Annotated in this window: 20 protein-coding genes and 2 tRNA genes; 8 read left to right on the top strand and 14 right to left on the bottom strand. The window is 62.7% G+C overall.

Going from position 1 to position 25,038, the window contains the following annotated elements; translation table 11 throughout:
• Positions 1-23 precede the first annotated feature (23 nt).
• Positions 24-1,091 (bottom strand): phytase, encoded by a 1,068-nt coding sequence (locus U5A89_RS21080; protein WP_445190686.1) that lies wholly within the window; start codon positions 1,089-1,091, stop codon positions 24-26.
• 176 nt (positions 1,092-1,267) lie between these two features.
• Here U5A89_RS21080 and U5A89_RS21085 point away from each other — a divergent pair, with 176 nt between their 5' ends.
• On the top strand, positions 1,268-4,069 hold the full coding sequence (locus tag U5A89_RS21085; protein ID WP_338162928.1) for a TonB-dependent receptor: 2,802 nt from the start codon (positions 1,268-1,270) through the stop codon (positions 4,067-4,069).
• 51 nt (positions 4,070-4,120) lie between these two features.
• Here U5A89_RS21085 and U5A89_RS21090 read toward each other — a convergent pair whose 3' ends face one another.
• The 4 genes from U5A89_RS21090 to hspQ all read right to left on the bottom strand — a co-directional run bounded on the left by U5A89_RS21090 (position 4,121) and on the right by hspQ (position 7,536).
• Positions 4,121-4,306: a DUF3606 domain-containing protein gene (locus tag U5A89_RS21090; RefSeq protein WP_338162929.1), complete on the bottom strand. Its 186-nt coding sequence runs from the start codon at positions 4,304-4,306 to the stop codon at positions 4,121-4,123.
• Positions 4,307-4,377: 71 nt separating this feature from the next.
• A complete protein-coding gene (locus U5A89_RS21095) occupies positions 4,378-6,318 on the bottom strand; it encodes an OPT family oligopeptide transporter (RefSeq protein ID WP_338163143.1) in 1,941 nt (646 codons plus the stop codon).
• A 122-nt stretch (positions 6,319-6,440) separates the two neighbouring features.
• Positions 6,441-7,208: a GDSL-type esterase/lipase family protein gene (locus U5A89_RS21100; RefSeq protein WP_338162930.1), complete on the bottom strand. Its 768-nt coding sequence runs from the start codon at positions 7,206-7,208 to the stop codon at positions 6,441-6,443.
• Positions 7,165-7,536 (bottom strand): heat shock protein HspQ, encoded by a 372-nt coding sequence (gene hspQ, locus U5A89_RS21105; protein WP_338162931.1) that lies wholly within the window; start codon positions 7,534-7,536, stop codon positions 7,165-7,167. The genes U5A89_RS21100 and hspQ overlap by 44 nt, the downstream gene beginning before the upstream one ends.
• A 123-nt stretch (positions 7,537-7,659) precedes the next feature.
• On the opposite strand from hspQ, the gene U5A89_RS21110 reads away from it, so the two are divergent.
• From U5A89_RS21110 to U5A89_RS21120, 3 genes are all read left to right on the top strand, one after another.
• Positions 7,660-7,749 (top strand) — tRNA-Ser (locus U5A89_RS21110).
• A gap of 245 nt (positions 7,750-7,994) precedes the next feature.
• Complete coding sequence (locus U5A89_RS21115; protein ID WP_338162932.1) at positions 7,995-9,599, top strand: inorganic phosphate transporter; 1,605 nt, start codon at positions 7,995-7,997, stop codon at positions 9,597-9,599.
• A gap of 22 nt (positions 9,600-9,621) precedes the next feature.
• Positions 9,622-10,626, top strand: coding sequence for a transporter (locus U5A89_RS21120; RefSeq protein ID WP_338162933.1), 1,005 nt, complete (start codon positions 9,622-9,624; stop codon positions 10,624-10,626).
• A 75-nt stretch (positions 10,627-10,701) separates the two neighbouring features.
• On the opposite strand, the gene ppk2 is transcribed toward U5A89_RS21120, so the two are convergent.
• On the bottom strand, positions 10,702-11,628 hold the full coding sequence (gene ppk2, locus U5A89_RS21125) for a polyphosphate kinase 2 (RefSeq protein WP_338162934.1): 927 nt from the start codon (positions 11,626-11,628) through the stop codon (positions 10,702-10,704).
• 107 nt (positions 11,629-11,735) lie between these two features.
• Positions 11,736-13,343: a GMC family oxidoreductase gene (locus U5A89_RS21130; protein ID WP_338162935.1), complete on the bottom strand. Its 1,608-nt coding sequence runs from the start codon at positions 13,341-13,343 to the stop codon at positions 11,736-11,738.
• A 394-nt stretch (positions 13,344-13,737) separates the two neighbouring features.
• Here U5A89_RS21130 and U5A89_RS21135 point away from each other — a divergent pair, with 394 nt between their 5' ends.
• The 3 genes from U5A89_RS21135 to U5A89_RS21145 all read left to right on the top strand — a co-directional run bounded on the left by U5A89_RS21135 (position 13,738) and on the right by U5A89_RS21145 (position 16,232).
• Positions 13,738-14,475: a Crp/Fnr family transcriptional regulator gene (locus U5A89_RS21135; RefSeq protein ID WP_338163144.1), complete on the top strand. Its 738-nt coding sequence runs from the start codon at positions 13,738-13,740 to the stop codon at positions 14,473-14,475.
• A gap of 8 nt (positions 14,476-14,483) precedes the next feature.
• Positions 14,484-14,681, top strand: a complete 198-nt coding sequence (locus tag U5A89_RS21140) for a hypothetical protein (RefSeq protein WP_445190687.1) — start codon at positions 14,484-14,486, stop codon at positions 14,679-14,681.
• A 195-nt stretch (positions 14,682-14,876) separates the two neighbouring features.
• Positions 14,877-16,232 (top strand): cation:proton antiporter, encoded by a 1,356-nt coding sequence (locus U5A89_RS21145; RefSeq protein WP_338163146.1) that lies wholly within the window; start codon positions 14,877-14,879, stop codon positions 16,230-16,232.
• A 16-nt stretch (positions 16,233-16,248) separates the two neighbouring features.
• On the opposite strand, the gene U5A89_RS21150 is transcribed toward U5A89_RS21145, so the two are convergent.
• The 6 genes from U5A89_RS21150 to U5A89_RS21175 all read right to left on the bottom strand — a co-directional run bounded on the left by U5A89_RS21150 (position 16,249) and on the right by U5A89_RS21175 (position 22,188).
• Positions 16,249-16,809 carry a hypothetical protein gene (locus U5A89_RS21150; protein ID WP_338162936.1) on the bottom strand — a complete coding sequence of 187 codons (561 nt, stop codon included), beginning with the start codon at positions 16,807-16,809 and terminating at the stop codon, positions 16,249-16,251.
• Entirely contained in the window at positions 16,802-18,154 is a 1,353-nt protein-coding gene (locus U5A89_RS21155) for a sensor histidine kinase (RefSeq protein WP_338162937.1), read from the bottom strand. The genes U5A89_RS21150 and U5A89_RS21155 overlap by 8 nt, the downstream gene beginning before the upstream one ends.
• Positions 18,147-18,857 carry a response regulator transcription factor gene (locus U5A89_RS21160; protein ID WP_338163147.1) on the bottom strand — a complete coding sequence of 237 codons (711 nt, stop codon included), beginning with the start codon at positions 18,855-18,857 and terminating at the stop codon, positions 18,147-18,149. Before U5A89_RS21160 ends, U5A89_RS21155 begins: the two co-directional genes overlap by 8 nt.
• A gap of 100 nt (positions 18,858-18,957) precedes the next feature.
• A complete protein-coding gene (locus tag U5A89_RS21165) occupies positions 18,958-19,788 on the bottom strand; it encodes a sulfite exporter TauE/SafE family protein (RefSeq protein ID WP_338162938.1) in 831 nt (276 codons plus the stop codon).
• Between the two features lie 290 nt (positions 19,789-20,078).
• Positions 20,079-21,194 (bottom strand): alanine dehydrogenase, encoded by a 1,116-nt coding sequence (gene ald, locus U5A89_RS21170; RefSeq protein ID WP_338162939.1) that lies wholly within the window; start codon positions 21,192-21,194, stop codon positions 20,079-20,081.
• A 103-nt stretch (positions 21,195-21,297) separates the two neighbouring features.
• A complete protein-coding gene (locus tag U5A89_RS21175) occupies positions 21,298-22,188 on the bottom strand; it encodes a peptidylprolyl isomerase (RefSeq protein WP_338162940.1) in 891 nt (296 codons plus the stop codon).
• Positions 22,189-22,338: 150 nt separating this feature from the next.
• Here U5A89_RS21175 and U5A89_RS21180 point away from each other — a divergent pair.
• Positions 22,339-22,429, top strand: a tRNA-Ser gene (locus U5A89_RS21180).
• 230 nt (positions 22,430-22,659) lie between these two features.
• Here U5A89_RS21180 and U5A89_RS21185 read toward each other — a convergent pair.
• Positions 22,660-24,930: an FdhF/YdeP family oxidoreductase gene (locus tag U5A89_RS21185; protein WP_338163148.1), complete on the bottom strand. Its 2,271-nt coding sequence runs from the start codon at positions 24,928-24,930 to the stop codon at positions 22,660-22,662.
• Positions 24,931-25,038 lie beyond the last annotated feature (108 nt).

Genomic DNA, 25,038 nt, shown 5'->3' on the forward strand with positions numbered 1-25,038 from the left:
CCCTCCCGCGTGCGGGAGGGGAATTATAATCCCAGCGCCTTGACGATGTCGTCCCAGGCCACCAGCTTGAAATTCTGCGCCGCCGTCGCATTGTGGCCGTCCTGCGCGATGAACAGGCCGCCGGGATAGGCAGGGCCGAAATCGCCCAGCATCAGTTCGATGCCATCGGTTTCCTCCGACCCGCCAATGGTGCCATCGACTACGCGGAAGCGGCCGACATAGCTGTCATCGCGCATCTTATAGACGACATAGGCATTGTCGCCCTGGCTGGAGACGAGGACATAGCCGTCCTTCTCGCCCATCGGCGCGATGGCGACGCCTTCGGCATCCATCACCAGATTCTTGCCGTCAGCCGCCGCGATCTGCACAGGCGTGGTGGAACCGGTCGCGCGCGCGTCGAAGCGCCAAAGGCCGACATCTTCTTCGGCCACATACAGGATGCCGGTGCGGTCATCGACCGCGCAGCCTTCCGATTGGGTGCCCAGCTTCATCGTGCGGACGATCCTGCCGACAGGCGCTCCCGATGTGTCGAGCGCGACCTGGTTGATCGTGCCGTCCTTCAGCACGATGAACGCATACGTCGCTTGCGAATCGCGATACAGACAGACGCCATAGGCTTCGCCCTTGCCCGCATCGACCTTGCCCAAGGCGCTGAGTGTGGCGGTAGCGGGGTCGAGGCGGAAGAGCGCGAGCTTGGCATTCGCCACATCATTGCGGTCGCTGGCGACGACCAGGATACCCGGTGTGCCGCCGATCGCCACGCCATCGCGCAGATCGACATTATTGACCCGGCCCGCGTCCAGGAAATCGCGCGTCTTGCCGTCCAGCCCATAGACGTAAAGACCGGCCTTCTTGTCTGTGCCCACGATCAGGCTTTGCGCCGGGTTCGCCGCATTGCGCCAGATCGCCGGATCGTCCGCCGCGTCGGCATTGGGCGTACCGACCGGCGTGGTTTCGCCGCGCGCGGTGACGTTCACCGCCGGGGTTGCATTGGCGATGCGTTGTTCAATCGGCAGTTCGGCCGGGACGGTCGTGCAACCAGCCAGTAGGAAGGCAGCAGTAAGGCCGGTAGTCAAAGCTAATGTCTTCATCATGTCCCCCATATGTCGCGGACGCATTGGACTTTGGCGATGACAAATATGTGACGAAGAAAGCGACCCAAATTGATGGCGATGTAACAGAATCGTCACTCGCCTTTCATCGTTCTGACCTTTGCGCCCTCTAGGTGGCCCTCGATCGCGAAGAGCGACCTTCACAGGGGGAAATCATGCAGACTGTCTCGATCCGGCGTCCTGCCGGCCTTAAATTCGTTCGCCTTGCGCTGACCTGCGGGATCGCCATTGGCGCGATGGCATCGCTCGATGCGCTGGCCCAGGAACCGATGGCCGAAGCCGAGGGCGACTCGATCGTCGTGACCGGCAGCCGTCCGATCGCAGAATTGGAAGCTGCCGCGCTGGACGTGCAGAAGAACAGTGATTCGCTGGTCGCCGTGGTAGCGTCCGACTCGGTGGGCCGTCTGCCCGACCAGAATATCGCGCAGGCCACCAGCCGCCTGCCGGGCGTCAGCGTAGAGCGCGACCAGGGCCAGGCCCGTTACGTCAACCTGCGCGGCGCGCCCAAGAGCTGGACCACTTTGTCGTTCGACGGCATCAACGTAGTCAGCCCGGAAGGCCGCGATGCGCGGTTCGACTCCATCCCTTCGGCCATCGCAGGCAAGATCATCGTATCTAAGGCGGTCACGCCGGACATGCCCGGCGAAACGGTTGCCGGTAATGTCAACGTGGTGACCCGTTCAGCCTTCGATTACAGCGGCTTCCATTTGGCCGGTAAGGGCGGCATGGGTTTGGCCGAACTGGGCGACGACAAGAAGGAATATGAAGGCGCGCTGGTCGTGTCGAACCGGTTCAACACCGGCATCGGTGAAATCGGCGTGCTGCTGTCGGGCAGCTATTACGAACGCAATATGATCACCGACAATTTCGAAGTCGATTATGAGCGCGTCAATCAGGATCAGCGCCCCGGCAACGCCACGCGTTTCTGGGCGCATGAGGCGGAAAACAAGCTTTACCGCCTGACTCGCAAGAACTGGTCGGTGTCGGGTCGTGTCGACTGGAAGCCGGACGAGGCCAATACCATTTCGCTGCGGTCGGTTTACACCATTTTCAGCGACGACGAGGCGCGCGACAATTACCGGTTCGACCTGGATGACCAGCAGTCGGCGTTGTCCAATGCGTCCGCCGCTTGCCCGACGACGGTTAATACCTCGCCTGCCACCACTGGCTATGCCGATGTATGCATCGGCAACACGCCGGAAAAGGGCACCGTCTATGGCATCGACATCCGCCAGCGTTCGACGCTACGCGCATTCCGCCAGTCGATCTTCACCAACAGCATCGCGGGCGATCATGACATTGCCGATGGTTGGAAGCTGAGCTGGGTCGGCAACTATACCGAATTGAAAGATGATCGTTCGGTCACCGGCGAAGCGACCTGGGACAGTCCGAGCACGCGCACGTTGCGTCCGACCGTCAGCTACGACTTTAGCAATCCCAACCGCTCTACCCCACTGCTGTTCCGTACGCTCCAGACCGGCACGGGTGCTGCAACCCGCTATTCGGCGGGCGCTGCGGTCACCGCGATCGATGATTTCAACAAGCCGCTGTCATCCTTCACCGTGCTGGATGCGGTGGATACCACCAAGGCCTATACCGGCCGGGTCGTGCTGGCACGTGAGTTGGACAATGCGACGCTCAAGGCCGGTCTCCAATATGACCGCCGCAACAAGATCGCGAACGAACAAAACATCGTGCTTAACACCGCCGCCCAGTTCGCAGCGGTTGGCCTGCCTACCGACTATAATCAGTTCTCGACGGATGAGGCTTTCCAGGGCGCTCTGCCCATGGGGTACACCTTCCGCTATTTCGACACGTCCAAGATGCAGGCGGCGTCGGAAAAGGCGCAGGAACTCTATGCCTTTACGCCCGTCACCGGGAACAACTATAATGTGCGCGAAGAAGTGTTCGCCGGTTTCCTGATGGGAACGGTCCGTTACGATTGGGGTTCGGTGGTCGGCGGTGTCCGCGTCGAACATATCAAGAATCACGGCCGTGCCATCGCGACGGTAGGCAGCACGAGCGGTTTGGTGGTTGCGGACGCCAGCCAGACGCTGGCCTTCCCCAGCCTGCACGTGAATTATAATATCGACGATACCAAGAAGTTGCGCTTGTCGTTCAACAGCGGTGCCGCGCGCGCCGACTATGATCAGTTGCGACCCAACGTCGTGGTCAACGACACCAATGAGACGATTTCGGGCGGCAACCCTGCGGTGAAGCCCGAACGCGCCTATGGCGTTGACAGCTATTTCGAATGGTATCTGCGGCCGCAGGGCTATCTGATGATTGGTGCCTTCTACAAAAAGGTCGAAGACGTGCTGTACAACCAGCGGCGCACTTTTGGTTCGACTGCGCTCAACAGCAATGGCGTCGACCGGTCCAACTACTTCTACACCGGCATCACCAATGGCGGCGGCGGTCGCGTGTTCGGTATGGAGGCCGCCGCGCAGTTGCAGTTGGAACCGTGGACGCAGAGCCTGGGCCTGCCCGACTGGATGGGCGGCTTTGGCATTTCAGCCAACCTGACGCTGAACGACAGCAAGGTCGAAAAACCTGCCTTGGGCGCAGTACCAAGCCGCAAGGTGCGCCTGCCCGGCACGTCGGACGTTGTCTATAATGTCGGCGGCTATTATGAGAAATACGGCCTGTCGGTTCGCGTGCAGTTCCAGCGCCGCAGTGCCTGGCTCGACACGATCGCCGACGACCTGACCGATGCCGGCGACACCTATTGGGCTGCTGACGAGGAAATGGACATTTCGGCACGCTATGCGATCACGAAGAATTTCGAAGTCTATTTCGATGTATCGAACGTGTTGAACCAGCCTGGGCGTCGCTATGTCGATCCCGCCAATCTTCTGACTGTGACGGGTACGCCAACATCGGCCAGCAGCGGTCGAACGATCGAATGGGAGCGCTTCGGCCGCCGCTACGCCGGGGGCATCCGCTTCAACTTCTAAGTTAAGCGATAAGCTGGAAAAGGGCTGCGCGATGCGCGGCCCTTTTTCGTTTCAGCGCCCGGTATTGAGATAGGCGGCGACCGCGGTGACGGTGTCGCCGACGATATCGACCGCTTCGGCCAGTTCCTCGGGCGATACGTCGAAATGATAGGTCCAGTAAAGAAGCGCCGCCTCATTATCCAAGGTGACGCGATCCTCTTGGCCGTTCTGGTTCCGGTTGGGCGTTGCCTGACTCATAGTTCGGCAAGAAACGCATAAATGGCAGCGCTTTTCCGCTTCCCTTTAGGACAGGTGGATCGGAGCCAGGGTCACGACAGGGGACTGCTAGCCCAGTTTTTGAGCTTGGCATAAAGCGCGGCGATCACTCCGGCGAAGACCAGCACCGACAAGGGCACTGCCCAGTGATTTTCCGCCACTAGCGCAAGCGGCGCATCGCTGTCCGTGCTGGCGACGATGCCGGCGAAAGCGACACCGAACAGGCTTTCGCCCACGATGAAGCCGGTCGCCATCAACACGCCCATGCGCTCGGCAAATTCAGGATTATCCTGCCGCAGCGCCCAGCGATTATAGATATGGCCGACTAGCGCACCGACGGGGATCAGCAGGGTCAGGGCCATCGGCAGATAGATGCCCATGCCGACCGCAAGCGGGGGCAGGCGCAGCTTGCCGGATTTGCCCAGCAGTTCGTCCGCCAGAATGACGACAGCGCCGATCCCCGCGCCGATGCCGATCAGGCCCCAGTCGAGGTCGCCGCCCAGCACGCCCTTCGCCAAAGCGGAGATCAGCGCCGCCTGCGGCGCGGGCAGGGCGTTCGGCCCGGCGCCGGGCGCGCCGGCAAAACCGAAGGCGCTGTTGAGCAGGTCGAGCACAGGCGGGATCACCAGCGCGCCGAACAACACGCCCAGGATCAGCGCGATCTGCTGCTTCCATGGCGTCGCGCCGACCAGCTGCCCGGTCTTGAGATCCTGGAGATTGTCGTTGGAGATGGTGGCGATACCAAAGACGATCGCGGTGGTGAACAGCGCATAGGCGATCAGCGCCTGCGTCTGTCTGGGGTCATTGCCACCCGATCCATAGATGGCGGCGAGCATCAGCGATGCGCCCAGCACGGCCAGGATACCGACGCCCGAAATCGGGCTGTTCGACGCGCCGATCAAACCTGCCATATAGCCGCAGACCGATGCAATCACGATCCCCGCGACCAGCACATAGGCCAATGTCAGGCCAATGACAGGCACAGGGTTGGCCGCGATCGGTCCGCCCTGCGCAAAGGTCCACAGCAGGAAGCCGATGGGGACGAGGGCCGCCAGGATCGTGCCGCCGACGATGGAAATGGGCAGGTCGCGCTCGGTAATGTCCAGGCTGGCGGCGTTGCCCGACCGGCGCGTGGCATTGGCGACCAGCGCGGATCGGATGCCGCTGACGATAGGCCCAAGGATCTTAAGCAGGGTCCAGATCGCCGCCACGCCGATCGTCCCGGCACCGATAAAGCGTGCTTTGGTGCGGAAGGCGGTGCCGACGATGTCGGACAGTTCTGCGCCCGAAGGCAGCGGAGCGGTAAGATAAGGAACCAGGCCGACCCAGCTGATCAGCAGGCCGATGAACATGGCGACGCCGACCGACAGGCCGACCAGATGACCAACCCCGATCAATGCCATGGAAAAGCTGGTGGACACCGACGTGGCGCCTGCACCGAATTTGAAGAAGGTGGCGGCTTCTTCGGCCAGGATGCGCGTCTTGGCGATGATCGAGAAGCTGGCGGCGGCGATGGCGCTGGCGACGATGGCGGCCAGGCCGCGTTTATTTTCTTCCAGCCCTTCGCGCGACCCCGCGCCTACTTTAAGCACTTCGGCCGCGGCGACGCCTTCGGGATAGGGCAGGTCGGAGCCAGTGACGAGCGCACGGCGCAGCGGCACCGAATACATGACGCCCAATATCCCACCCAACGCGATGGTGAAGGCGGAAAGCCAATAGGGGAAGCCCTGCCACCAGCCGATGATGATCAGGCCCGGCAGCACGAAGATGATCGCCGACAGCGTGCCCGCCGCCGATGCGATCGTCTGGACGATGTTGTTTTCCAGGATCGTGCCGGTCGCAAATAGCCGCAGCACCGCCATGGAGATGACCGCCGCGGGGATCGAGGTGGCAAAGGTGAGGCCGATCTTGAGGCCGAGATAAACGTTCGCGGCGGTAAAGATGAGCGTGATGAGCGCACCCAGGATGACACCGCGCACCGTCAATTCGGCCATCGCACCGCGCGGCGTTGCCTGACCCTTGTCTTGCGTCGTCACCTGTCGTCCCCTTGCCCTTGGCGTCTGTTATCGAACAACTCGTAATAATGTTGCTTCGCTGTGGATCAATCGGAAACTGTTCAGGACGCTTTTTGGGTGGTGGCTGGCAGGGGCGCGACATGGTCCAGCCAGTCGTCTACGATCTTCGTCCAGCGCTGATAGCCGCGCGCATTCATATGCAGCCCGTCTGCTCGGAAAAGAGACGCGTCTGGCAGTCCATCGGGGGCCAGCAACGTAGCGCCGACGTCGAGATAGTCGAACCGTTCGGCCTTGGCGCGGGCGGCGATGGCGCTGTTGACCTGCACCATCTTGGGATGGAGCGTCCAGCGGATCGGGCTGGGCTTGAGCGAGAGAAAGGCGATCGGCGCGCGCGGATAATCGGCGCGCAGCCGCTTGAGCAGGGTCAGCAGATCGCGGGCCACCTTGTCGGGTGTGCCGCCCGCCGCCAAGTCATTGTCGCCGACATAGACGACCACGGCGCGGGGTGGGGCGGGTGGCAGCAGGCGCGGATAATAATGCAGCACGTCGGGCGTCGTCGCGCCGCCGAAGCCCCGGTTGACCGTGCCGATATCGGAAAAGCTAGACGCGATGTCCCACATGCGGATGCTGGAACTGCCGATGAACAGAGCAGCGTCACGTTGCGGCTGACCGGCATTGTTCGCCTTGGCGAAGGCTTCGATCTCGTTGGAGAAGGGGAAGCTCGGGTCGGCCGTAGGCGCTGGGGCAGGTGCGGCGGTCGCCATGGACGGCGCGCAGGCCAGCAGCATCGCCGCGCCGAAGCCGCCCAGTCGCTGGCGCGCGCCCTTAATGGCGGTGAAGCGGGCGAAGATGATATTTGCCGTCCGCATAAGGGCCGAACATGCCGGTGATGGCGGGATGATCGACCGGTTCGTCGCTGTCGTCCGCCTCCAGATTCTGCTGGCTGACATAGGCGACGTAACTGGATTCGCCGTTTTCGGCGAGCAGATGGTAGAAAGGCTGCTGCTTGTCGGGCCGGGCGCCTTGCGGAATTGCGTCATACCATTCCTCGCTATTGGCGAAGACCGGATCGATATCGAACACGACGCCGCGAAAGCCGAACATGCGGTGCTGCACCACGTCGCCGATGTTGAAGCGGGCATGGACGATCGGCGGAGCGGTAATGCCGGTGCCGAAAATCTGAATCGTGTCTCTCATATCTCCAATTTAGGATGCTCTTGCGCCGACACAAGAAAAATACCTGAAAGGCCGCTTGGCAAGGTGGATTTCATTCGCTAATGGCCGCCCCTCGACCGGGACGGCGCAGGCTGGACCTTCTGCGGAGAGGTGGCAGAGTGGTCGAATGCACCGCACTCGAAATGCGGCGTGCCCGAGAGGGTACCGTGGGTTCGAATCCCACCCTCTCCGCCAATTTTTGTCCCAACCTACTTATCTAGCGAACGAAAATGGAAGCGGCTTGGCAGCTTCTCTCCAGATGTCGCACATGCATTGCAGAGATTTGTTGCAAATCTGCGAGCAGAGCCGGCATTTTGCCGCTGTGCGGGCCATCAAACCGGACATAAGCGCAAGCATCGCTAACTTGGCCGTGGAGCGCAACGCAGTTGTCACGCACAGCTTCTAGCAAGAGTCCCGAAACATTACCATGGGGCGATTCGATGAACGCAACGATTGCGATGGACCAACCGGCCATGCGCCCGGATCTGGACAAAGGACTGGGCCTGGCGGGCAAGGTCGGCTTCGGCGCCGCGATCCTCGCCGCCATTCTCTATGTCGCCTATAGCGTCTATGCCGACGCCAGCGCGGTCGGGGTCAGCACGACCGCCTATCTGCCGTTCATCCTGCTGTTCATCGCCCTGCTGATCGCGCTTGGCTTCGAGTTCGTGAACGGATTTCACGATACCGCCAATGCGGTGGCGACGGTGATCTACACCAATGCGATGCCCGCCAATGTCGCGGTGGTCTGGTCGGGATTCTTCAATTTCCTGGGCGTCCTGCTGTCGACCGGCGCGGTCGCCTTCGGCATCGTGTCGCTGCTGCCGGTGGAACTGATCCTGCAGGTCGGCTCCAATGCCGGTTTCGCCATGGTGTTCGCGCTGCTGATCGCGGCGATCATGTGGAACCTGGCGACCTGGTGGCTGGGCATCCCCTCGTCCAGTTCGCATACGCTGATCGGATCGATCATCGGCGTCGGCGTCGCCAATGCGATGATGCATGGCAAGAGCGGCACGTCGGGCGTGGATTGGAGCAAGGCGACCGAGATCGGCCAGGCGTTGCTCATATCGCCGCTGATCGGTTTCGGCGTCGCGGCGCTGCTGTTCCTCGCCATGAAATTGCTGATCCGCTCGCCCGCCCTCTATCAGGAACCCAAGGACGGCGTGCCGCCGCCGCTGTGGATCCGCAGCCTGCTGATCTTCACCTGCACCGGCGTCAGCTTCGCTCATGGCTCCAATGACGGGCAGAAGGGCATGGGCCTCATCATGCTGATCCTGATCGGCACGGTGCCCACCGCCTATGCGCTGAACCGCGCAGTGCCGGAAAAATATGCCGCCGAATTCCACGTCAATTCGGTCGCGGCGGCCGGAGCGCTTGGTGTGCAGCGGACAACCGGCGAAACTCCGGCGCAGGCGCGCCAGCGCGTCACCACCTATATCGCCGACAAGCGCTTCTCGCCCGAAACCCTGCCCGCCCTGTCCGTGCTGGTCAGCGACGTCGATCGCCAGGTCGGCGAATATGGATCGCTGGCGAAAGTGCCTGCCGCGGCGGTCAGCAATATCCGCAACGACATGTATCTCGCCTCCGAAGCGATCAAGCGCTTGGGCAAGGAGAAGGCGTCGGGCCTGTCAGAAGCGAAGATGGATACGCTGACGACCTACAAGAAATCGCTCGACGCAGGCACGCGCTTCATTCCGACCTGGGTGAAGATCGCCGTGGCCTTTGCGCTCGGCCTTGGCACCATGGTCGGGTGGAAGCGGATCGTCGTGACGGTCGGTGAAAAGATTGGCAAGACCCACCTGACCTATGCGCAGGGCGCGTCGGCCGAACTGGTGGCGATGGGCACGATTTTCGGTGCGGATCATCTGGGGCTGCCGGTGTCGACCACTCATGTCCTGTCATCCGGCGTCGCTGGCACGATGGCGGCCAACGGATCGGGTCTGCAGATGAGCACGATCCGCAACATGCTGATGGCCTGGGTGCTGACCCTGCCGGTGTCGATTCTGCTGGCGGGCGGGCTGTACATGCTCTTCTCGCACATCTTCTGATGGGCAGGATAGGCGCATAGCGGTGCCTCTGGATCCGGTCTTCACTGGCCCCGTGCCCCTGTCGGGCATGGGGCCGGGCCTTATCTGGGGTCTGGATTTTTCGTCCAAAGGGGCGTTGCCGGTCCAGGCCTGCGAAAGCCCGTCTGCAGGTTCCTTTCGCTGGCTGCACCTCAACCTCGCCGATCATGGCACGCGCCGCTGGATAGAGGCGCAGGCGGGCCTGCCATTGGCGGTGCGGGAACTATTGCTGTCGTCCGATACGCACCAGCGCGCGTTGGTTGATGGCGACACGGTGGGCTGCGTGTTGCATGATTTCGAGCGGGACTTCGACGTGGCCGATACCGCGCGGGTCGGCGTGCTGCGCCTGGCGCTGACGCCCAGCCTGATGCTGACCACGCGGCTGCATCCGCTAAGGTCGGCCGACATCGCCCGGCAGCGGCTGGAGCGCGGCGCGGTGGCGACTGGCCCGGGCCAGGCGCTGGAATTGCTGGTGGCGGCGATCACCGAAAATATCGCCGACATCAGCCGAACCTTGAGCATCGACGTCCAGCGCGCCGAGGATCAATTTCTGGATGGCCACTATCCGTCCACGGCGCGCGACCTGATCGGCATCAGGCGCAGGCTGGCGCAACTGCATCGGCTGCTGGCCGGGATGCGCGGCGTGTTCCAGCGGCTGGAAGAGGATGAGGATCTGGCCGACGCGCTTTTGCCCACGGTGGAAAAGCTGGTGCAGCGGCTGCAATCGCTCGACGCCGATATCTTGGGCGTGCAGGGCCAGTTGCGCCTGCTGCGCGAGGAACTGGATATCCAGGAGGCGCAACGCACCAACCAGAATCTTTATATCCTATCGATCATCACCGCGCTGATGCTGCCCGCGACGCTCGTCACCGGCATATTCGGGATGAACACCGGCGGACTGCCTTTTGCGATCGGACCCTGGGGCACGCTGCACGCCACGATCCTGGCGGCAGGCGCGGCAGCGGCGACCTATGCGCTGCTGCGCTGGATGGGCTTCATGCGCCGCTAGAGCGATGTCTAATCAGATGAAATCATCTGATGACCGGAGCCGAAGGCCAGCGTAGCTAAACCGCTCTAGGTGGGTTCAGAATCGATCGGGCACATGCATCGACGCTGGCACCGGATGGCGGATATAATCGTCGTGCCGTTCGCGGTCGGGCAGGGTCACGGTCGGCTTGGGCACGTCCTCATAAGGGATCTGCTCCAGCAAATGGGCAATGCAATTCAGCCGCGCTCGCTTCTTGTCCACCGCCTCGACCACCCACCAGGGTGCTTCGGCTATGTGGGTGCGTTCCAGCATCGCTTCCTTGGCGCGGGTATAATCCTCCCACCGGCGGCGTGATTCCACGTCCATCGGCGACAGCTTCCACTGTTTGAGCGGATCGTGGATGCGCATGTTGAAGCGGAACTGCTGTTCCTCGTCGGTGATCGAGAACCAATATTTCAGCAGGATGATGCCCGACCGCACCAGCATCCGCTCGAACTCCGGCACGGAACGGAAAAATTCCTCCACATCCTGCTCGCTGCAAAAGCCCATGACCCGCTCGACCCCGGCGCGATTATACCAGCTGCGGTCGAACAGCACCATTTCGCCCGCGGCGGGCAGATGCGCGGCATAGCGCTGGAAATACCATTGGCTACGCTCCCGCTCATTGGGGGCGGGCAGGGCGGCCACGCGGCAGACGCGGGGGTTGAGCCGCTGGGTGATCCGCTTGATCGCCCCGCCCTTGCCCGCCGAATCACGCCCTTCGAAGATCACCACGACCTTCAGCCCCTTATGCTGGACCCAGTCCTGGAGCCTGACCAGTTCATGCTGAAGGCGGAACAGCTCGCGAAAATAGGTGCGCCGTTCCAGTTGTTCGCGCGCGGGATGGTCCGACAGGTCGGCCAGCATGTCCTCCAGCCGGCTTTCATCGATCTCCATCTCCAATTCTTCATCGAAGCTGTCGGCGATCTCCTGCTTGATGCGGTCCATGTCGAATTGGGGATTCTGGCCGAAGGGGGAATGCATGGATGGGCGCCTTGCTGACACGGGATGCCATGCTCATGCCATCGCCCGGTGACATTATGGCGACGCTGGACAGCCCATCGCGCGCTGTCGCGCTTGGCAAAAGCGCGTCAGTTGTTGAGCCGAAGCGCGGCCAGGACGTGATCCGAACCCTTGTCCCCCACCATGATCGCCGTCGCATTGGTATTACCGGCGGTCAGCGACGGGAAAATGGAGGCGTCGGCGACCCACAGACCGTCCAATCCGATCACTTTCAACTCTGGATCGACGACCGCCATCGGGTCGTCGGCCTGGCCAATTTTGGCTGTCCCGACCGGATGATACATAGGGATCGATGCCATCCTGACATAGTCGCGCAGTTGTGGGGCCGCAGCTAAGGCCGGTCCGGGTCGTATCTCGCTGGCGATATGGTTCGCAATTGGTGACCGGCGCAATATGTCCCGCGCAATCGCGATCCCTTCTACCATCTGCTCGACATCGTCGTCATTCGGCAATTGCTGGTGGGCGATGACCGGCGGTGCCATGGGATCGGCGGAACGCAGGGTGATGCGGCCACGCCCCGCCGGGCGCATCAGCCCGACCAGGGTGGATACCGACGGCTTTTTGCGCAGCATCAACCGACCTTGCGCGTCGAAATCGAAGGCGAAGGCGGCAAAGGCGATTTGAAGATTGGGAGCGGGCAATGCAGGTCGGCTTTTGACGAAAGCCTGTGCATGGCCGATGGCCGTGGTCAATGCGCCGCGCCGGGATATCGCATAGCGCAGGACGGACAATGCGCCGCGCAGTCCGCGCGCGTCGTCGTTCAGCGTCGCCGCGTCCACTTCATTGACGATATGCGTGCCGACATGGTCCTGCAGATTGCGCCCGACGCCGGGCCGGTCGCAGACAAGCGGTACGCCGACATCGGCCAGATGATCCGCCGGTCCGATGCCGGACAGCATCAAGAGTCGTGGCGTGTTCATGGCGCCGGCGCTGAGCACCACGCCATGTTTGGCGCGCAATGTTTTTTCCACGCCATCGCGAAGATAGAGGACGCCCACGGCCCGACCGTCTTCGATCAGGATACGTAACACCTGCGCATGCAGAATGATGTTGGGACGATTGACGCCCTTCAAGCCGTCGAGATAGCCCCGCGCCGACGAACATCGCATGCCATTGCGTTGCGAAACCTGGACATAATCGACGCCCTCGGCCCATTCGCCGTTCAAGTCCCGTCGCGTAATACCGGCATCCTGTGCGGCCGCCACCCAGGCATCCGTGATCGGATATCGCGCGCGGCCTTCGGACACGGCGATCGGACCGCCGGTTCCACGCCAGCTGTCACTGCCCCGTTGATTATCTTCCATCCGGCGGAAATAGGGCAGTACGGACCGATAATCCCAACCTGTCGCTCCTTGTTCGGCCCAGTGATCATAGTCCCATTGGTGGCCGCGAATGAACATCATGCCGTTCAGTGCGCTGCCGCCGCCCAGCAGCTTGCCTGCGGGCCAGACATCCGCACGCCCGCCCATCGATGGATCGGGTTCGACCTTATAGCACCAATCGAAATCGGGATTTTGGACGATCGCGCTCGTCAATGCGGGAATGCGGGATTTGACATGGCGATCCGATCGACCGGCTTCCAATAGCGTGACCGAAAGCCCGGCGGAAGCGAGCCGACCGGTCATGGCGGCACCGGCCGATCCACCGCCCACGATAATGATATCCGGTTCGCCCACGCACTATTCCTCTCCAATCGCAATCTGATCGTGAGATCCGACGCGCCGCCTTTGGTCGAGGCAATCTCGACTATTTGTGCCAAATACTAACGAATGTTATAATGTGGTCAATGGTGGGTGAGTAGGAAGGCGATATTTTGCCTGACCTGCACCGGCGAGCGCAGGAGAACTATCGTCTTGCGTTCAGATGCGCTGGGTGGCGGCGACGCGGCATTCGATAGCCGCCGTCATAATGTGTGCCCGAGGGCGCTTACCCATAAGCAAGGCTGCCCGAAGCGAAAAGACTTAACCTGCGTCATCATGATTTCGGCGATCGGGAAGCAACGGGCGGCGTACTAGACCGTTGGAACGTCGGACGGCGATTCTACCTCGCCATCCGCCAATGGGTTTGAACATGTTTACCGAGCGCTTCCTGAAAGACAAACGCGGTGTCGCTCTCGATGCCGGGGAACATGCGCGTCTGGAATCGGCGATCCGGGAAGTGCGGACGCTTGCGCCCCGGACGACGCTCGTGCGCGCCGGAGAGCCGCTGCATCAAAGCATCCTGCTGATAGAAGGGATCATGTCCCGCCATATCGACGATCGCGACGGGCTGCGGCAATTGGTGGCCGTGCATGTGCCAGGCGATTTTATCGATCTTCACGGCTATCCGCTCAAGACACTCGATCATGACGTCGGCACGATGACCGCGGCGACCGTCGCCATCATACCGCATACCGCCATGGATGCGATCGTCAGCGAAATGCCGGACATGGCCCGCAAGCTCTGGTTCGCGACATTGATCGACGCGGCGATCCATCGCGCATGGCTGTTCCGGCTCGGGCGGCTCGATGCCGTCGGTCGTGTCGCGCATTTCCTGTGCGAAACCAACGCCCGGCTCGTCTCGGCTGGCTTGAGCGACGGTCGTCGCTTTGCGCTGGGTTTGACGCAGGCGGACATCGCCGAAATCTGCGGCCTCACCAATGTCCATGTGAACCGCGTGCTGCGCACTTTGCGCGAAGAAGGCTTCTGCATCTTCCGATCGTCGCTTGTTGAAATCCTCGAACCGCAACGGCTGGCGGCGCGCGGACAGTTCGATCCTGCCTATCTTTATATCGACGACGGACTTGCCGTGCCGACCTCCTCCATTTGAAAGATATGATGATGACATATGATACGTCCCCGCCACAGGCTCAGACAGTTGCCGGCGTGGCCAATGCGGAAAAGGGGCTGGTCATCCTGGACGGCCCTGACGGCGTAGCGGTCACCATGACGCCGGAGGCGGCCTTGAAGACCGGCGAAAGCCTCATCGCCGCCGCAGCAGCCGCGCGTGATCAGAGGCCGGATGATACGGCATAAACGGCTGGCGAACACGCCCACATAATCGGGCCGACACGGCGATAGATGGGCAGTCGTAAGCCGCAGAACTACCTCCCTCGACTGAGAATGGTTGCGCTACCGTAAGGCGTCGCTATGACAGTCGTCGACGGTTGGAAGGGCGACGTAAGAACGCCCGGGAGCCAGCGACCGACAGGGAGGGGAAAGCCTTTGACTATGCTCAGCGAAGCCTGGCTCGCACTGACTGACGTGCTTAATCCGCATGGTCCGCCCCTCCAGGCCGCCAAAAGCTATACGCCGTCCGATTTCAGCATCCATTTTTTCCTGCAATTGGCGGTCATCATAGCCGCATGCCGGGTCATAGGCTGGATTGGCCGAAAATGGCTGAAGCAGCCGCAGGTCGTCGGCGAAATGGTGGCGGGCGTCCTGCTCGGTCCTTCGCTGCTGGGCCTGTTCTTCCCCGAACTGCAAAATGCGATCTTCCCCAAGGATACGCGCAATATGCTGTATGTCGGCGCGCAGCTGGGCGTGGGGCTATATATGTTCATGGTCGGCCTGACGCTGCGTCTCGATCATTTCCAATCGAAGGCCAGCAGCGCCGCCGCCGTCTCCATGGCAGGGATCGCCGTGCCGTTCCTGCTTGCAGCCCTGATCACGCCGACCCTGATCGACATGCCCGGCCTTTTCACCCCGGGGATCAGTCAGGCGAACGCTACGCTGTTCATGGGCGCGTGCATCGCGTTGACGGCGTTTCCGATGCTGGCCCGCATCATCAACGAAAATGGCTTGGCGAATTCGGCACTGGGAACCTTGACGCTGACGGCTGGTGCGTTTGACGACGCGGCATCCTGGTGTGTCCTCGCGATCGTGCTGGCGACCTTCGGAGCCGGGGCGGGCGTTGCCGTGATCGCGATCGGCGGCGCGATCCTCTATGCCGCGTTCATGCTACTGTTCGGCCGCAGGCTGTTGGCGCCGCTGGGCCAGGCCGTCGAGAAGCGCGGCGCGATGAGCAGGCAGATATTGGCGATTACGATGCTGCTATTCTGCCTGTCCGCCTTCCTGATGGATGCGATCGGCATTCATGCCATCTTCGGCGGTTTCCTGATCGGCGTATGTATGCCGCGCGGGCGGTTCGTGACGGAATTGCAGCAGAAAGTGGAGCCGATCGCCGTCGTTCTGCTGCTGCCGATGTTCTTCACCTATTCGGGTCTCAACACGCGGATGGACATGGTCAATTCGGTCGGTCTGCTGTTGATCGCAGGCGCGATCCTCATCGTGTCGATCCTGGCCAAGTTCGGCGCCTGTTATGCCGCTGCCCGGCTGACGGGCGAAGATAACCGCACGGCCCTTGGTATCGGCGCCCTGATGAACGCGCGCGGACTGATGGAATTGATCATCATCAACATCGGGCTGCAAAAAGGGATTATCGGCCCGACCCTGTTTTCCATGCTGGTGTTGATGGCGATCGTGACCACGGTGATGGCGACCCCGCTGTTCGAAGCGGTCTATGGTCGCAAGGCTCGCCAGAGCGGCGAACTGGCGGCGCGCGACGCGGATATTGCTACCGCCTGATGCGCATGACCTGCGGCTATCGAACGACCAGATAGAAGGCTGCGGGCACCGAGCCGCTATTTTCGATCACGATGTCGTAGCGATCGGTAAAAAGCGGCAGCCAGGCGCAGTCCGCTTGGCTACCGCCGATCGGTTTGGCGCATAGCGTATTGCCGTCCGCGCCCTGGACCCGCATCGACAGCTTGGCCGCGCCATGTGCAGGCGCGACCGATATTTGCGCGCGCTGTCCGGCGAAGAATAATTGCCGTACCGTCATGCTGCCACGCGCACCGAGCGACCCGCGACGATAGGCCGGACCCAGCGCCCGGCCGCGAAAGGCCAGCGCGGATTTGGTCAGCCCGTGATCCTGCGCCTGTTGCGTCCATGATGCGGCTAGGTCGTCCTGCCCTTCGGCAGGTTTGGCGCCCAAGTCTTTGAGCAGCTGCGCGCTATCGAGCAAGGCGGCATTATCGCCCGCATCCTGCGCGATGTCGCCTGCCACTAATGTGCGCAGCACCGGGTCGGCGGGCGGCAGATCGGTCGCCGTCACGGCCGGTCCTGCGACAAGCAGCAACCCCGGCAAAAACAGCCTAATCATCCCGTTCCTCCGGCTGGAGGACGAACCGCGCGCCGGGCGCAGCATCCTCCACATGCAGCGACAAGTCGTGCCGCTCCGCAATCGCCCTGGCGAGCGACAGGCCAAGGCCATGCCCACCGCCACGCGCGCCGTCAAGCCGGACATAGCGTTCGAACACCCGCTCCCGATCGGCGGAGGGGATGCCGGGACCGTCATCCTGCACGACGATGCGCGGGCCATGCGCCATTTCCAGCACCACCGATCCGCCGCACGGCACATATTTGAACGCATTGTCGAGCAGGTTGGACATGAGGCGCGTCATTTCCATGGGGTCGGCCCGGCCACGGACCCCTGGCGCGATCCGCGCATGGAAACCGATGCCCAATTCCTCTGCGCTGGCGCCATAAAGGTCTGCCAGGCTTTCGGCGATATCGCTCAAATCCACTTCGGCAAGGCCGCGCAGGTCGCCGCGCATCGCCTGCGTCCCCGCAATGTCGAGCAGCGAATCGAGCAGGCGCACGACACCGCGGATTTCCGCCCGCGACTGCTCCAGCGTGCGCAGCAGCGCCTCGTCGCTCGTGCTTTCCATCGCCTTGAGGATACGCGTGTCCAGATGCATCAGCGGAGTGCGGATTTCATGCGCGGTCTGGTCCGACACCGTCCGCTGCGCCTCCATCAACCGCTCGACCTGATCGAGCATGCTGTTGGTGTTGGCGGCCAGTTCGGCCAGTTCGTCATGGTCGCCCGCGCCCGGCGTGCGGGCCGCGATCCGCCCGGCGCGCACGGCGGCGAAGGTGGCGTTCACCACCTCCACACGCGCGCGCAGGCGGCGGGCGGCGAAATGGCCCGCGACCAGGCTGAGCAGCGCGATGCCTGCGCCAGCAACGGCAAAGGCCGTGGCGAGCCGGGTCAATAGCGCCTCCCCACGATAGCTGCTGCGCCCCACCAGCAGGCGGGCGCCGGTGCCCAATTGCGTCGCGCGGGCGAACATGCGGTCGCCATCGGGCAGGGTGACGAAACGGGCTTCGGAGACTTCGGACGCGATGATCGGCCAGCGATCGAGATTGCCAGCCAGGCGGCGTCCCATCGGATCGGTCAGCAGATACCAGCTGCGTTCGCCATCCTCTCGGTTCATCGCCAGGCGATCGGCGATCCGCGCCTTCAATTCACCCTCGTCACTGCTCAGGTAGATGTCGGCCAGTCCGGCAAGATCGGTATCGACCTCCCGCGCCAGCATGGCCCGGCCATCGTCGGCCACGATCTTTTCCACCACCAGGAACAGGGCCAGCGTGGAAAGTAAACTGACCAGCAGCGCCGACAGAGTGACCCGCCCGAAGACCGAACGGAACAGGCCGGATCTAGGCACGCCCCGATCCTGTCGCGGCGATCAACCGATAGCCGGTGCCCCATACGGTTTCCAGGACCGGGCCGGTGAACCCGTCCTCCAGCTTGCGGCGCAAGCGCCCGACATTGACGTCAACGACGTTGGTCTGCGGGTCGAAACTCAATTTCCAGACCTGACGCAGCAGCATTTCGCGCGTCACCACTTCGCCTGCGTGGTCCATCAGATAACGGAACAGTTCAAATTCCTTCGGCGACAGCGGCAGGTGCTTGCCCTGGCGAAAGGCGGTGCGCGCCTTCACATGGCATTCCAGATCGCCGAACAGCAGCACCGGCTCATGACTGCGCCTGCTGGCCCGCCGCCACAGGGCGCGGACGCGGGCGACCAGTTCGTCGGGTTCGAACGGCTTGGCGAGGTAATCGTCCACGCCGCCCTCCAGCCCCTCGACCCGATGTTCGCTGCGGCCAAGCGCCGACAGCATCAGCACGGGTGCACCTATGCCCGCCACGCGCAGGCGGGTGACGATGTCGATGCCGGACAGATGCGGCAACATCCGGTCCAGGATAATGACGTCGTGGCTGCCACCGCCCGCCCGGTTGAGGCCGGTGGCGCCGTCGATCGCCTGTTCCACCACCATGCCCGCGCCTGTCAGGATTGCGGCGATATTGGTGCGCGCCGCTTCGTCGTCCTCGACCAGCAATATCGAAATCGCGTCTGCTTGCGCCATCATGGTCCCCCGCTCGCAGATAAGCAGAAAGGCCGCCAGTGACAAAGCCTGTTAAAGCGTGTCGCTGGCGGCCCTGAACGGCGTGTCGGGAAGCGGGCGGTTAGCCGTGCAGACCGGCGCGGAACATGATGACGGAGATGATGATCAGATAGATGCCGAAAATCTTCTTGAGCGGCCCGGCCGGCAGGCTGTGTGCCGCAGCGACGCCCAGCGGTGCGGTCAACATCGACATGGATGCGATCGCGACCGTCGCGGGAATGTTGATATAGCCCAGCGACCCCCAGGGCAGACCGCCTTCCTTGAAACCGATGATCGCAAAGCCGATTGTGGTGGGAATGGCGATCAGCGTGCCGATGCCCGAAGCCGTGGCGATCGCGCGGTGGATGGTGCGGCCGCACAGGGTCATGACCATGATCGCGATCACGCCGCCGCCGATGCCAAGCAGGGAGGAGAAGGTGCCAAGCCCCCCGGCGATGCCCATGCGCACGATGCCCGACGGCATGGTGTCGCTGACCACCTTGCCGCTGACGCTGGGCAACAGGAAGTTGAGCGACATGAGGCCGACGCCGGTGGCGAAGATCATCTTGAGCGTATTGCCGTCGACATGCCCCGCGAGCATCACGCCCGCGCCGCAGCCCAGCACGATCCAGGGCGCCCAGGCGCGCAGCACTTCGAACTCCACCGCGCCGCGCTTGGCGTGGGCCAACAATGAACGGATCGAGGTGACGATGATGGTCGCGGCCGACGTGCCGATCGCGACATGGGCGATCGCCTCATGCGTACCGCCTAACAGCGGCAGCACCACCAGCAGCGCAGGCACGACCACGAAACCGCCGCCAATGCCGAAAATGCCCGCGGCAAAGCCCGCGAGCAGACCGGCGGCGAGCATGGAAACCAGGGGGATGAGCCAGGTCATGACATCGCCGTGCATCACCGCGTGCCTTCCTGTCCGGTGCGGCCAGCGGGCATGTTGCTGCCTTCGCCTTTATGGATCCAGGCGGCGAAAATGGGGAAATCGACCATGACGTTAGACCATGCCTCTCTTCGGCGAAATCAAGCTGCATGGGGGGCATGTCGTCATGTCCCCCTTGTTCCCCTAGACGAACGACGTCCCGGAACCCGCAAGCCTCATCTGCCAAACCGGGTGCATGGGAGAACAAATTCGCCGGACCTGTCCATGCCTGATGGGCGGCGTCGGTCGGCGAAACCCCCGATGGCCGGTCAGGCTATGGCTTCTTCCGCCGCCGTGTAGGGCAGGCCGAGATCGTCCGCGACCGCCTGATAGGTCACCTTGCCGTCCCACACGTTCAGCCCCGCGCGCAGATGGGGATCACGGCGCAGCGCGTCCTTCCATCCCCGTTCGGCGATGTGCAGCGCATGAGGCAGCGTGACATTGTTGAGCGCATAGGTGCTGGTGCGCGCGACTGCGCCGGGCATGTTCGCCACGCAATAATGGACGATGCCATTGACGATATAGGTCGGGTCCGCATGAGTGGTCGCGTGGCTGGTTTCGAAACAACCGCCCTGGTCGATCGCGACATCGACCAGCACCGCGCCCTTCTTCATCGTGCCCAGCATGGCGGCGCTGACCAACTTGGGGGCGGCGGCCCCGGGGATCAGCACCGCGCCGATCACCAGGTCGGCGTCGGCCACGCATTCGGCCACATTGGCGCGGTTGGAAAAGCGCGTCTTGGCCCGCGCCTCGAAATACATGCCCAGTCTCTCCAGCACTTCGGGGCTGCGATCCAATATAGTCACGTCCGCGCCCAGACCCGCCGCCATCTGCGCCGCGTTGAAGCCCACGACGCCGCCGCCGATCACCGCCACCTTGGCGGGCAGCACCCCGGGTACGCCGCCCAGCAACACGCCGCGCCCGCCATGCGCCTTTTCCAGCGCGGTCGCCCCCGCCTGGATCGCCATGCGACCCGCGACCTGGCTCATGGGCTTGAGAAGTGGCAGGCCGCCATGATCGTCGGTCACGGTTTCATAGGCGATGCACGTCGCGCCCGATGCGATCAGGTCGCGGGTCTGATCGGGGTCGGGGGCAAGGTGGAGATAGGTATAGAGGATCTGGCCCGGGCGCAGCATCGCGCGCTCCTGCGGCTGCGGCTCCTTAACCTTCACGATCATCTCAGCGTCGGCGAAGATGGCGGCGGCGGTGGCGACGATGAGCGCCCCTGCCTTTTCATACAGCGCGTCGCTCGCCCCGATCCCGTCGCCCGCGCCGCTCTCTACCAGCACGCGATGGCCGTGCGCGGTCAGTTCATGCACGCTCTCGGGCGTCAGGCCGACGCGATATTCGTGATTCTTGATCTCCTTGACGGTGCCGACGATCATCCTGTCTCTCCTAATCGGGGTGCGCGATCGGGTCGCGCTATGATGCGATCATAGCGCAGGCTGTCGCAGGAAGGTTCCCCTTTGGGTAGTCGAAGGCGTTGCGTCAGGGCGCGGCCCGGACCGGCACCGGTGCATTGCACAGGTCCACGCCGCCGACGGGGCGATCATAGAAATCATCCTTCCGATTGGCGCGCAGGCGCAGATAGTCGGCGAAGCTGGCCGACGCTGTGTCCATCACCTGAAAACGCGGTTGCTCAGCCGTCGGCAGTTCGCTGGCCAGGCGGACCGTCAGGATCGGCACCTGATGCTCGGTTGGCGTGTAGAAACCCAAATCACCCGTTCCGCGCGGCAGGCTGGACAGATGCGCCATGCCGTCGATCACCCGGCCGACCACCGCGATATTGCGGTCGAGCTGCCGCGGCGCCTGGCCGATCACGGCATAGAGTTCCGCGCCCGTCCCGGCATTGGGCGACATGTTGCGCCCCACGCCGACATAGCCATAGCAATGCGGCAGCCAGGCCGACGACCCGTCCATCGCCACCGGCCAGCCGCCGACGAAGCCGATGGAAGGCGCATAGGGATCGGCATAGGGCAGGGGCGTGATCGCCAGCCGCCGGTTCGCCAGCGGCAGCGCATAATCGGCCGGACTGGTCGGCGTCAGGCCGGGCGGCATCGGCTTCTTCTCGGTCGCATCGCCCCATTGCACGACATAATTATCCTGCACCCGGTTGATGCTGGTGCCGTCCCACCAATGCGCTTTCGCCAACGCCACGATATTGGCGACATGGCGCGGCGAAAAGGTCGGCGACAACTGGATGACGATGCGCTGGCCGCCTTCGACCGTCATGACCAGCAACTCGTCGGCGGGAATGGCGCGCCAGGCGGAGGCGGGCGCCTGCGCGACCACAGCCGACGGCGTGGTCGGCGCGTCGGCGGCCAAGGCCGGGGCGGTGAGGAAGGCAGCGAAAAGCGCAAGCGCGAAAAGACGGTTCATGCCCCGATCAAACAGGGGCGGCGCGATAAAGTAAAGCCCAGCGCCATCCCCCCTTGCCACCCCGCGCGCGCCGCGATAGGGAGCCGCCTTCCAGTGCGATTGAAATTGGAACCCGATCAAAGCCGCTTACAGCGACTGCCGGGTTCATGCGGAGCGGTGGCCGAGTGGTCGAAGGCGCTCGCCTGGAAAGTGAGTATACGCCAAAAGCGTATCCAGGGTTCGAATCCCTGCCGCTCCGCCATTTACCCATCCCTCAGTGTTCATAGACAAGCACCGTAAGGCGCGGGCTTCTGCGGTTATTTGGGTTGCAGTCAATCACTCGTGTTCGTTGATATTTGCCTGCAGCCCCGTTAAAACGTGGGAGCAGTACGGGAAAATTCCCGAGTGTGAGATACATGCCGTCGTGTGTAGGGTACAGAGATAGGCAAGCCTGTAGCTTAGGAAGCCCTCACGCAGTTCCCGCATTCTAGTTCAACCCGTCGCATCGATCCGAACAGGCACCGCTTTGCTGGCCGGCGTCTTCGAATGCTGGTCATGATGCCACAAAGCGATCAGCGGATTGAGTTCGGGATAATAGCCCACGATCGTTCCATCGGGCAGGTCATAGGGCACGATTTCCAGCCGGTCGATCCGCCGCACATGGCCATCATCCGCATCGCCCACCAGCGAAACCCGCTGTCCCGCGACCAGCCCGGCCCGGTCTATATCGGCCGGATTGATCAGGATCACGTCCCGCTTGCCCTCGATCCCGCGTAACCGGTCGCTATAGCCATAGATGGTCGTATTGAACTGATCGTTGGACCGCACCGTGACCAACCGATAGCGTCCCTCCGCATCGGCAACATCGGTGGCCGCCAGCATATCCGGCGCGGTGAACTGCGCCTTGCCACTCTTGGTCTTCCAGATGCGTTCGCGCGCGCCATTGCCGCGGTAAAAGCCGCCTGGCTCGAACATCCGCGCATTCATGTCGTGAAATTCTTCATGATAGGTCTCGGCGATCAGATCGCGGACCAGCGCATAGTCGCCCGTCCAATCGTCCCACCGCACCTTGGGATTGGGCGTCAGCGTGGCCTTGGCAATCCCGGCCACGATCGCCAGTTCGGATTTCAGATGTTCGCTCGCGGGCTTTCTATGCCCGATCGACCCGTGAATATGGCTGAAACTATCCTCGATCGTCACCGTCTGCGCGCCGCCGGCCTGCATATCCTCCTCGCTGCGGCCCAGGCATGGAAGTAGATAGGCGGTCTTGCCGTTGAACAGATGGTTGCGATTGAGCTTGGTAGCGATCTGCACCGTCAACCGCATGCGCTCCCACACCGGCTCGATCCGCCCCTGATCGGGGATCGCGCGCAGGAAATTGCCGCCCAGCCCAATGAACGCCTGCACCGTGCCGTCCAGCAGCCCTTCGCATACCTTCACCGTCGTCATGCCATGGTCGCGCGGCGGATCGAAGCCGAACTGCTCGGCCAACTTGTCCAACGGCACCAGTTCGGGCTTTTCGGAAATGCCGACCGTCCGCTGGCCTTGCACATTGCTATGCCCGCGCACCGGGCATATGCCCGCGCCCGACCGCCCGATATGGCCGCGCATCAGCAGCAGATTGAGCAACATCGCGATATTCTCGAAGCCATGCACATGCTGCGTCAGGCCCATGCCATAGACGCCGATGACCCGCTCCGCGTCGACATAGACGCGGCCCGCTTCCTCGATGTCCGTGCGGCTCAAGCCGGATTCCTGCTCGATCCGCGCCCACGACGTTGCGTCGGCCCGCGCGCGAAACGCCTCGAACCCGGTGCAGTGCGCATCTATGAACGCCCGGTCGATGATCGTCCCGCCGCGCGCGTCATCCTGTGCCAGCACATATTTGCACAGCCCCATGATCGCAGCGATGTCGCCCCCGGCGCGCACCTGAAGATATTGGCAACTGATCTGCGTATCCTTGCCCGTCAACATCTCGGTCGGGTTTTGCGGATTGGTAAAGGCGATCAGCCCCTTTTCGCGGATGGGGTTGAAGGTCACGACCTTGCACCCCCGCTTCACCGCCTCCTGCAAGGGGTGCAGGAAGCGCGGGCTGTTGGTCCCGGTATTCTGCCCGAAAAAGAAGATCGCGTCGCACTGCTCGAAATCGTCCAGCGTGCAGGTGCCGACCGGCGATCCGATCAACTGCTTGAGCGTCACCGACGTCGTTTCGTGGCACATGTTGGAACTGTCGGGCAGGTTGTTATGCCCGTAAAGCCGCGCGAACAGCGCATAGAGATAGGACGTCTCCAGACTCGCCCGCCCGGACGCGTAAAAGACCGCCGACTTCGGATCGATCGCCCGCAACTCTGCACCGATGGCGGCAAAGGCCTCGTCCCAGCTACATGGCACATAATGGTCGCTGGCCGCGTCATAGCGCATCGGCTCGGTCAGCCGACCCTCATGCTCCAGATCATGATCGTTCCAGCCGCGCAGTTCGGTGACGCTGTGCTTGGCAAAGAAATCGGGCGTGCAGCGCCGCGTCGTCAATTCCCACAAGGTCGCCTTCGCGCCATTTTCGCAAAATTCGAAAGCATGAGGATGTTTGGGCTTCCCCCAAGCGCAGCTGGTACACATGAACCCGCCGGGCTTGTTCTGCGTCCGCAACGTCTTCAGCGCGCCGGGCGACGCCATCTCGCGCGCCATGGTCTGCACGATGCCACGCACCGATCCCCATCCGCCGGACGATCCGCTATAGTCGATGGGTTCGGCTTCGTCCGCCATGTTCAGTCCTTCATTGTCGCGCGCCTGATAGGGAAGCCCCGCAACGTCCTTGCGGTTCCCACGCCACATGTTTTGACCGAGCGGCAATGTTGTGAAACGCGATGATGG

Origin of the sequence: Sphingobium sp. HWE2-09 (assembly GCF_035989265.1) — a bacterium.
Taxonomy (GTDB): domain Bacteria; phylum Pseudomonadota; class Alphaproteobacteria; order Sphingomonadales; family Sphingomonadaceae; genus Sphingobium.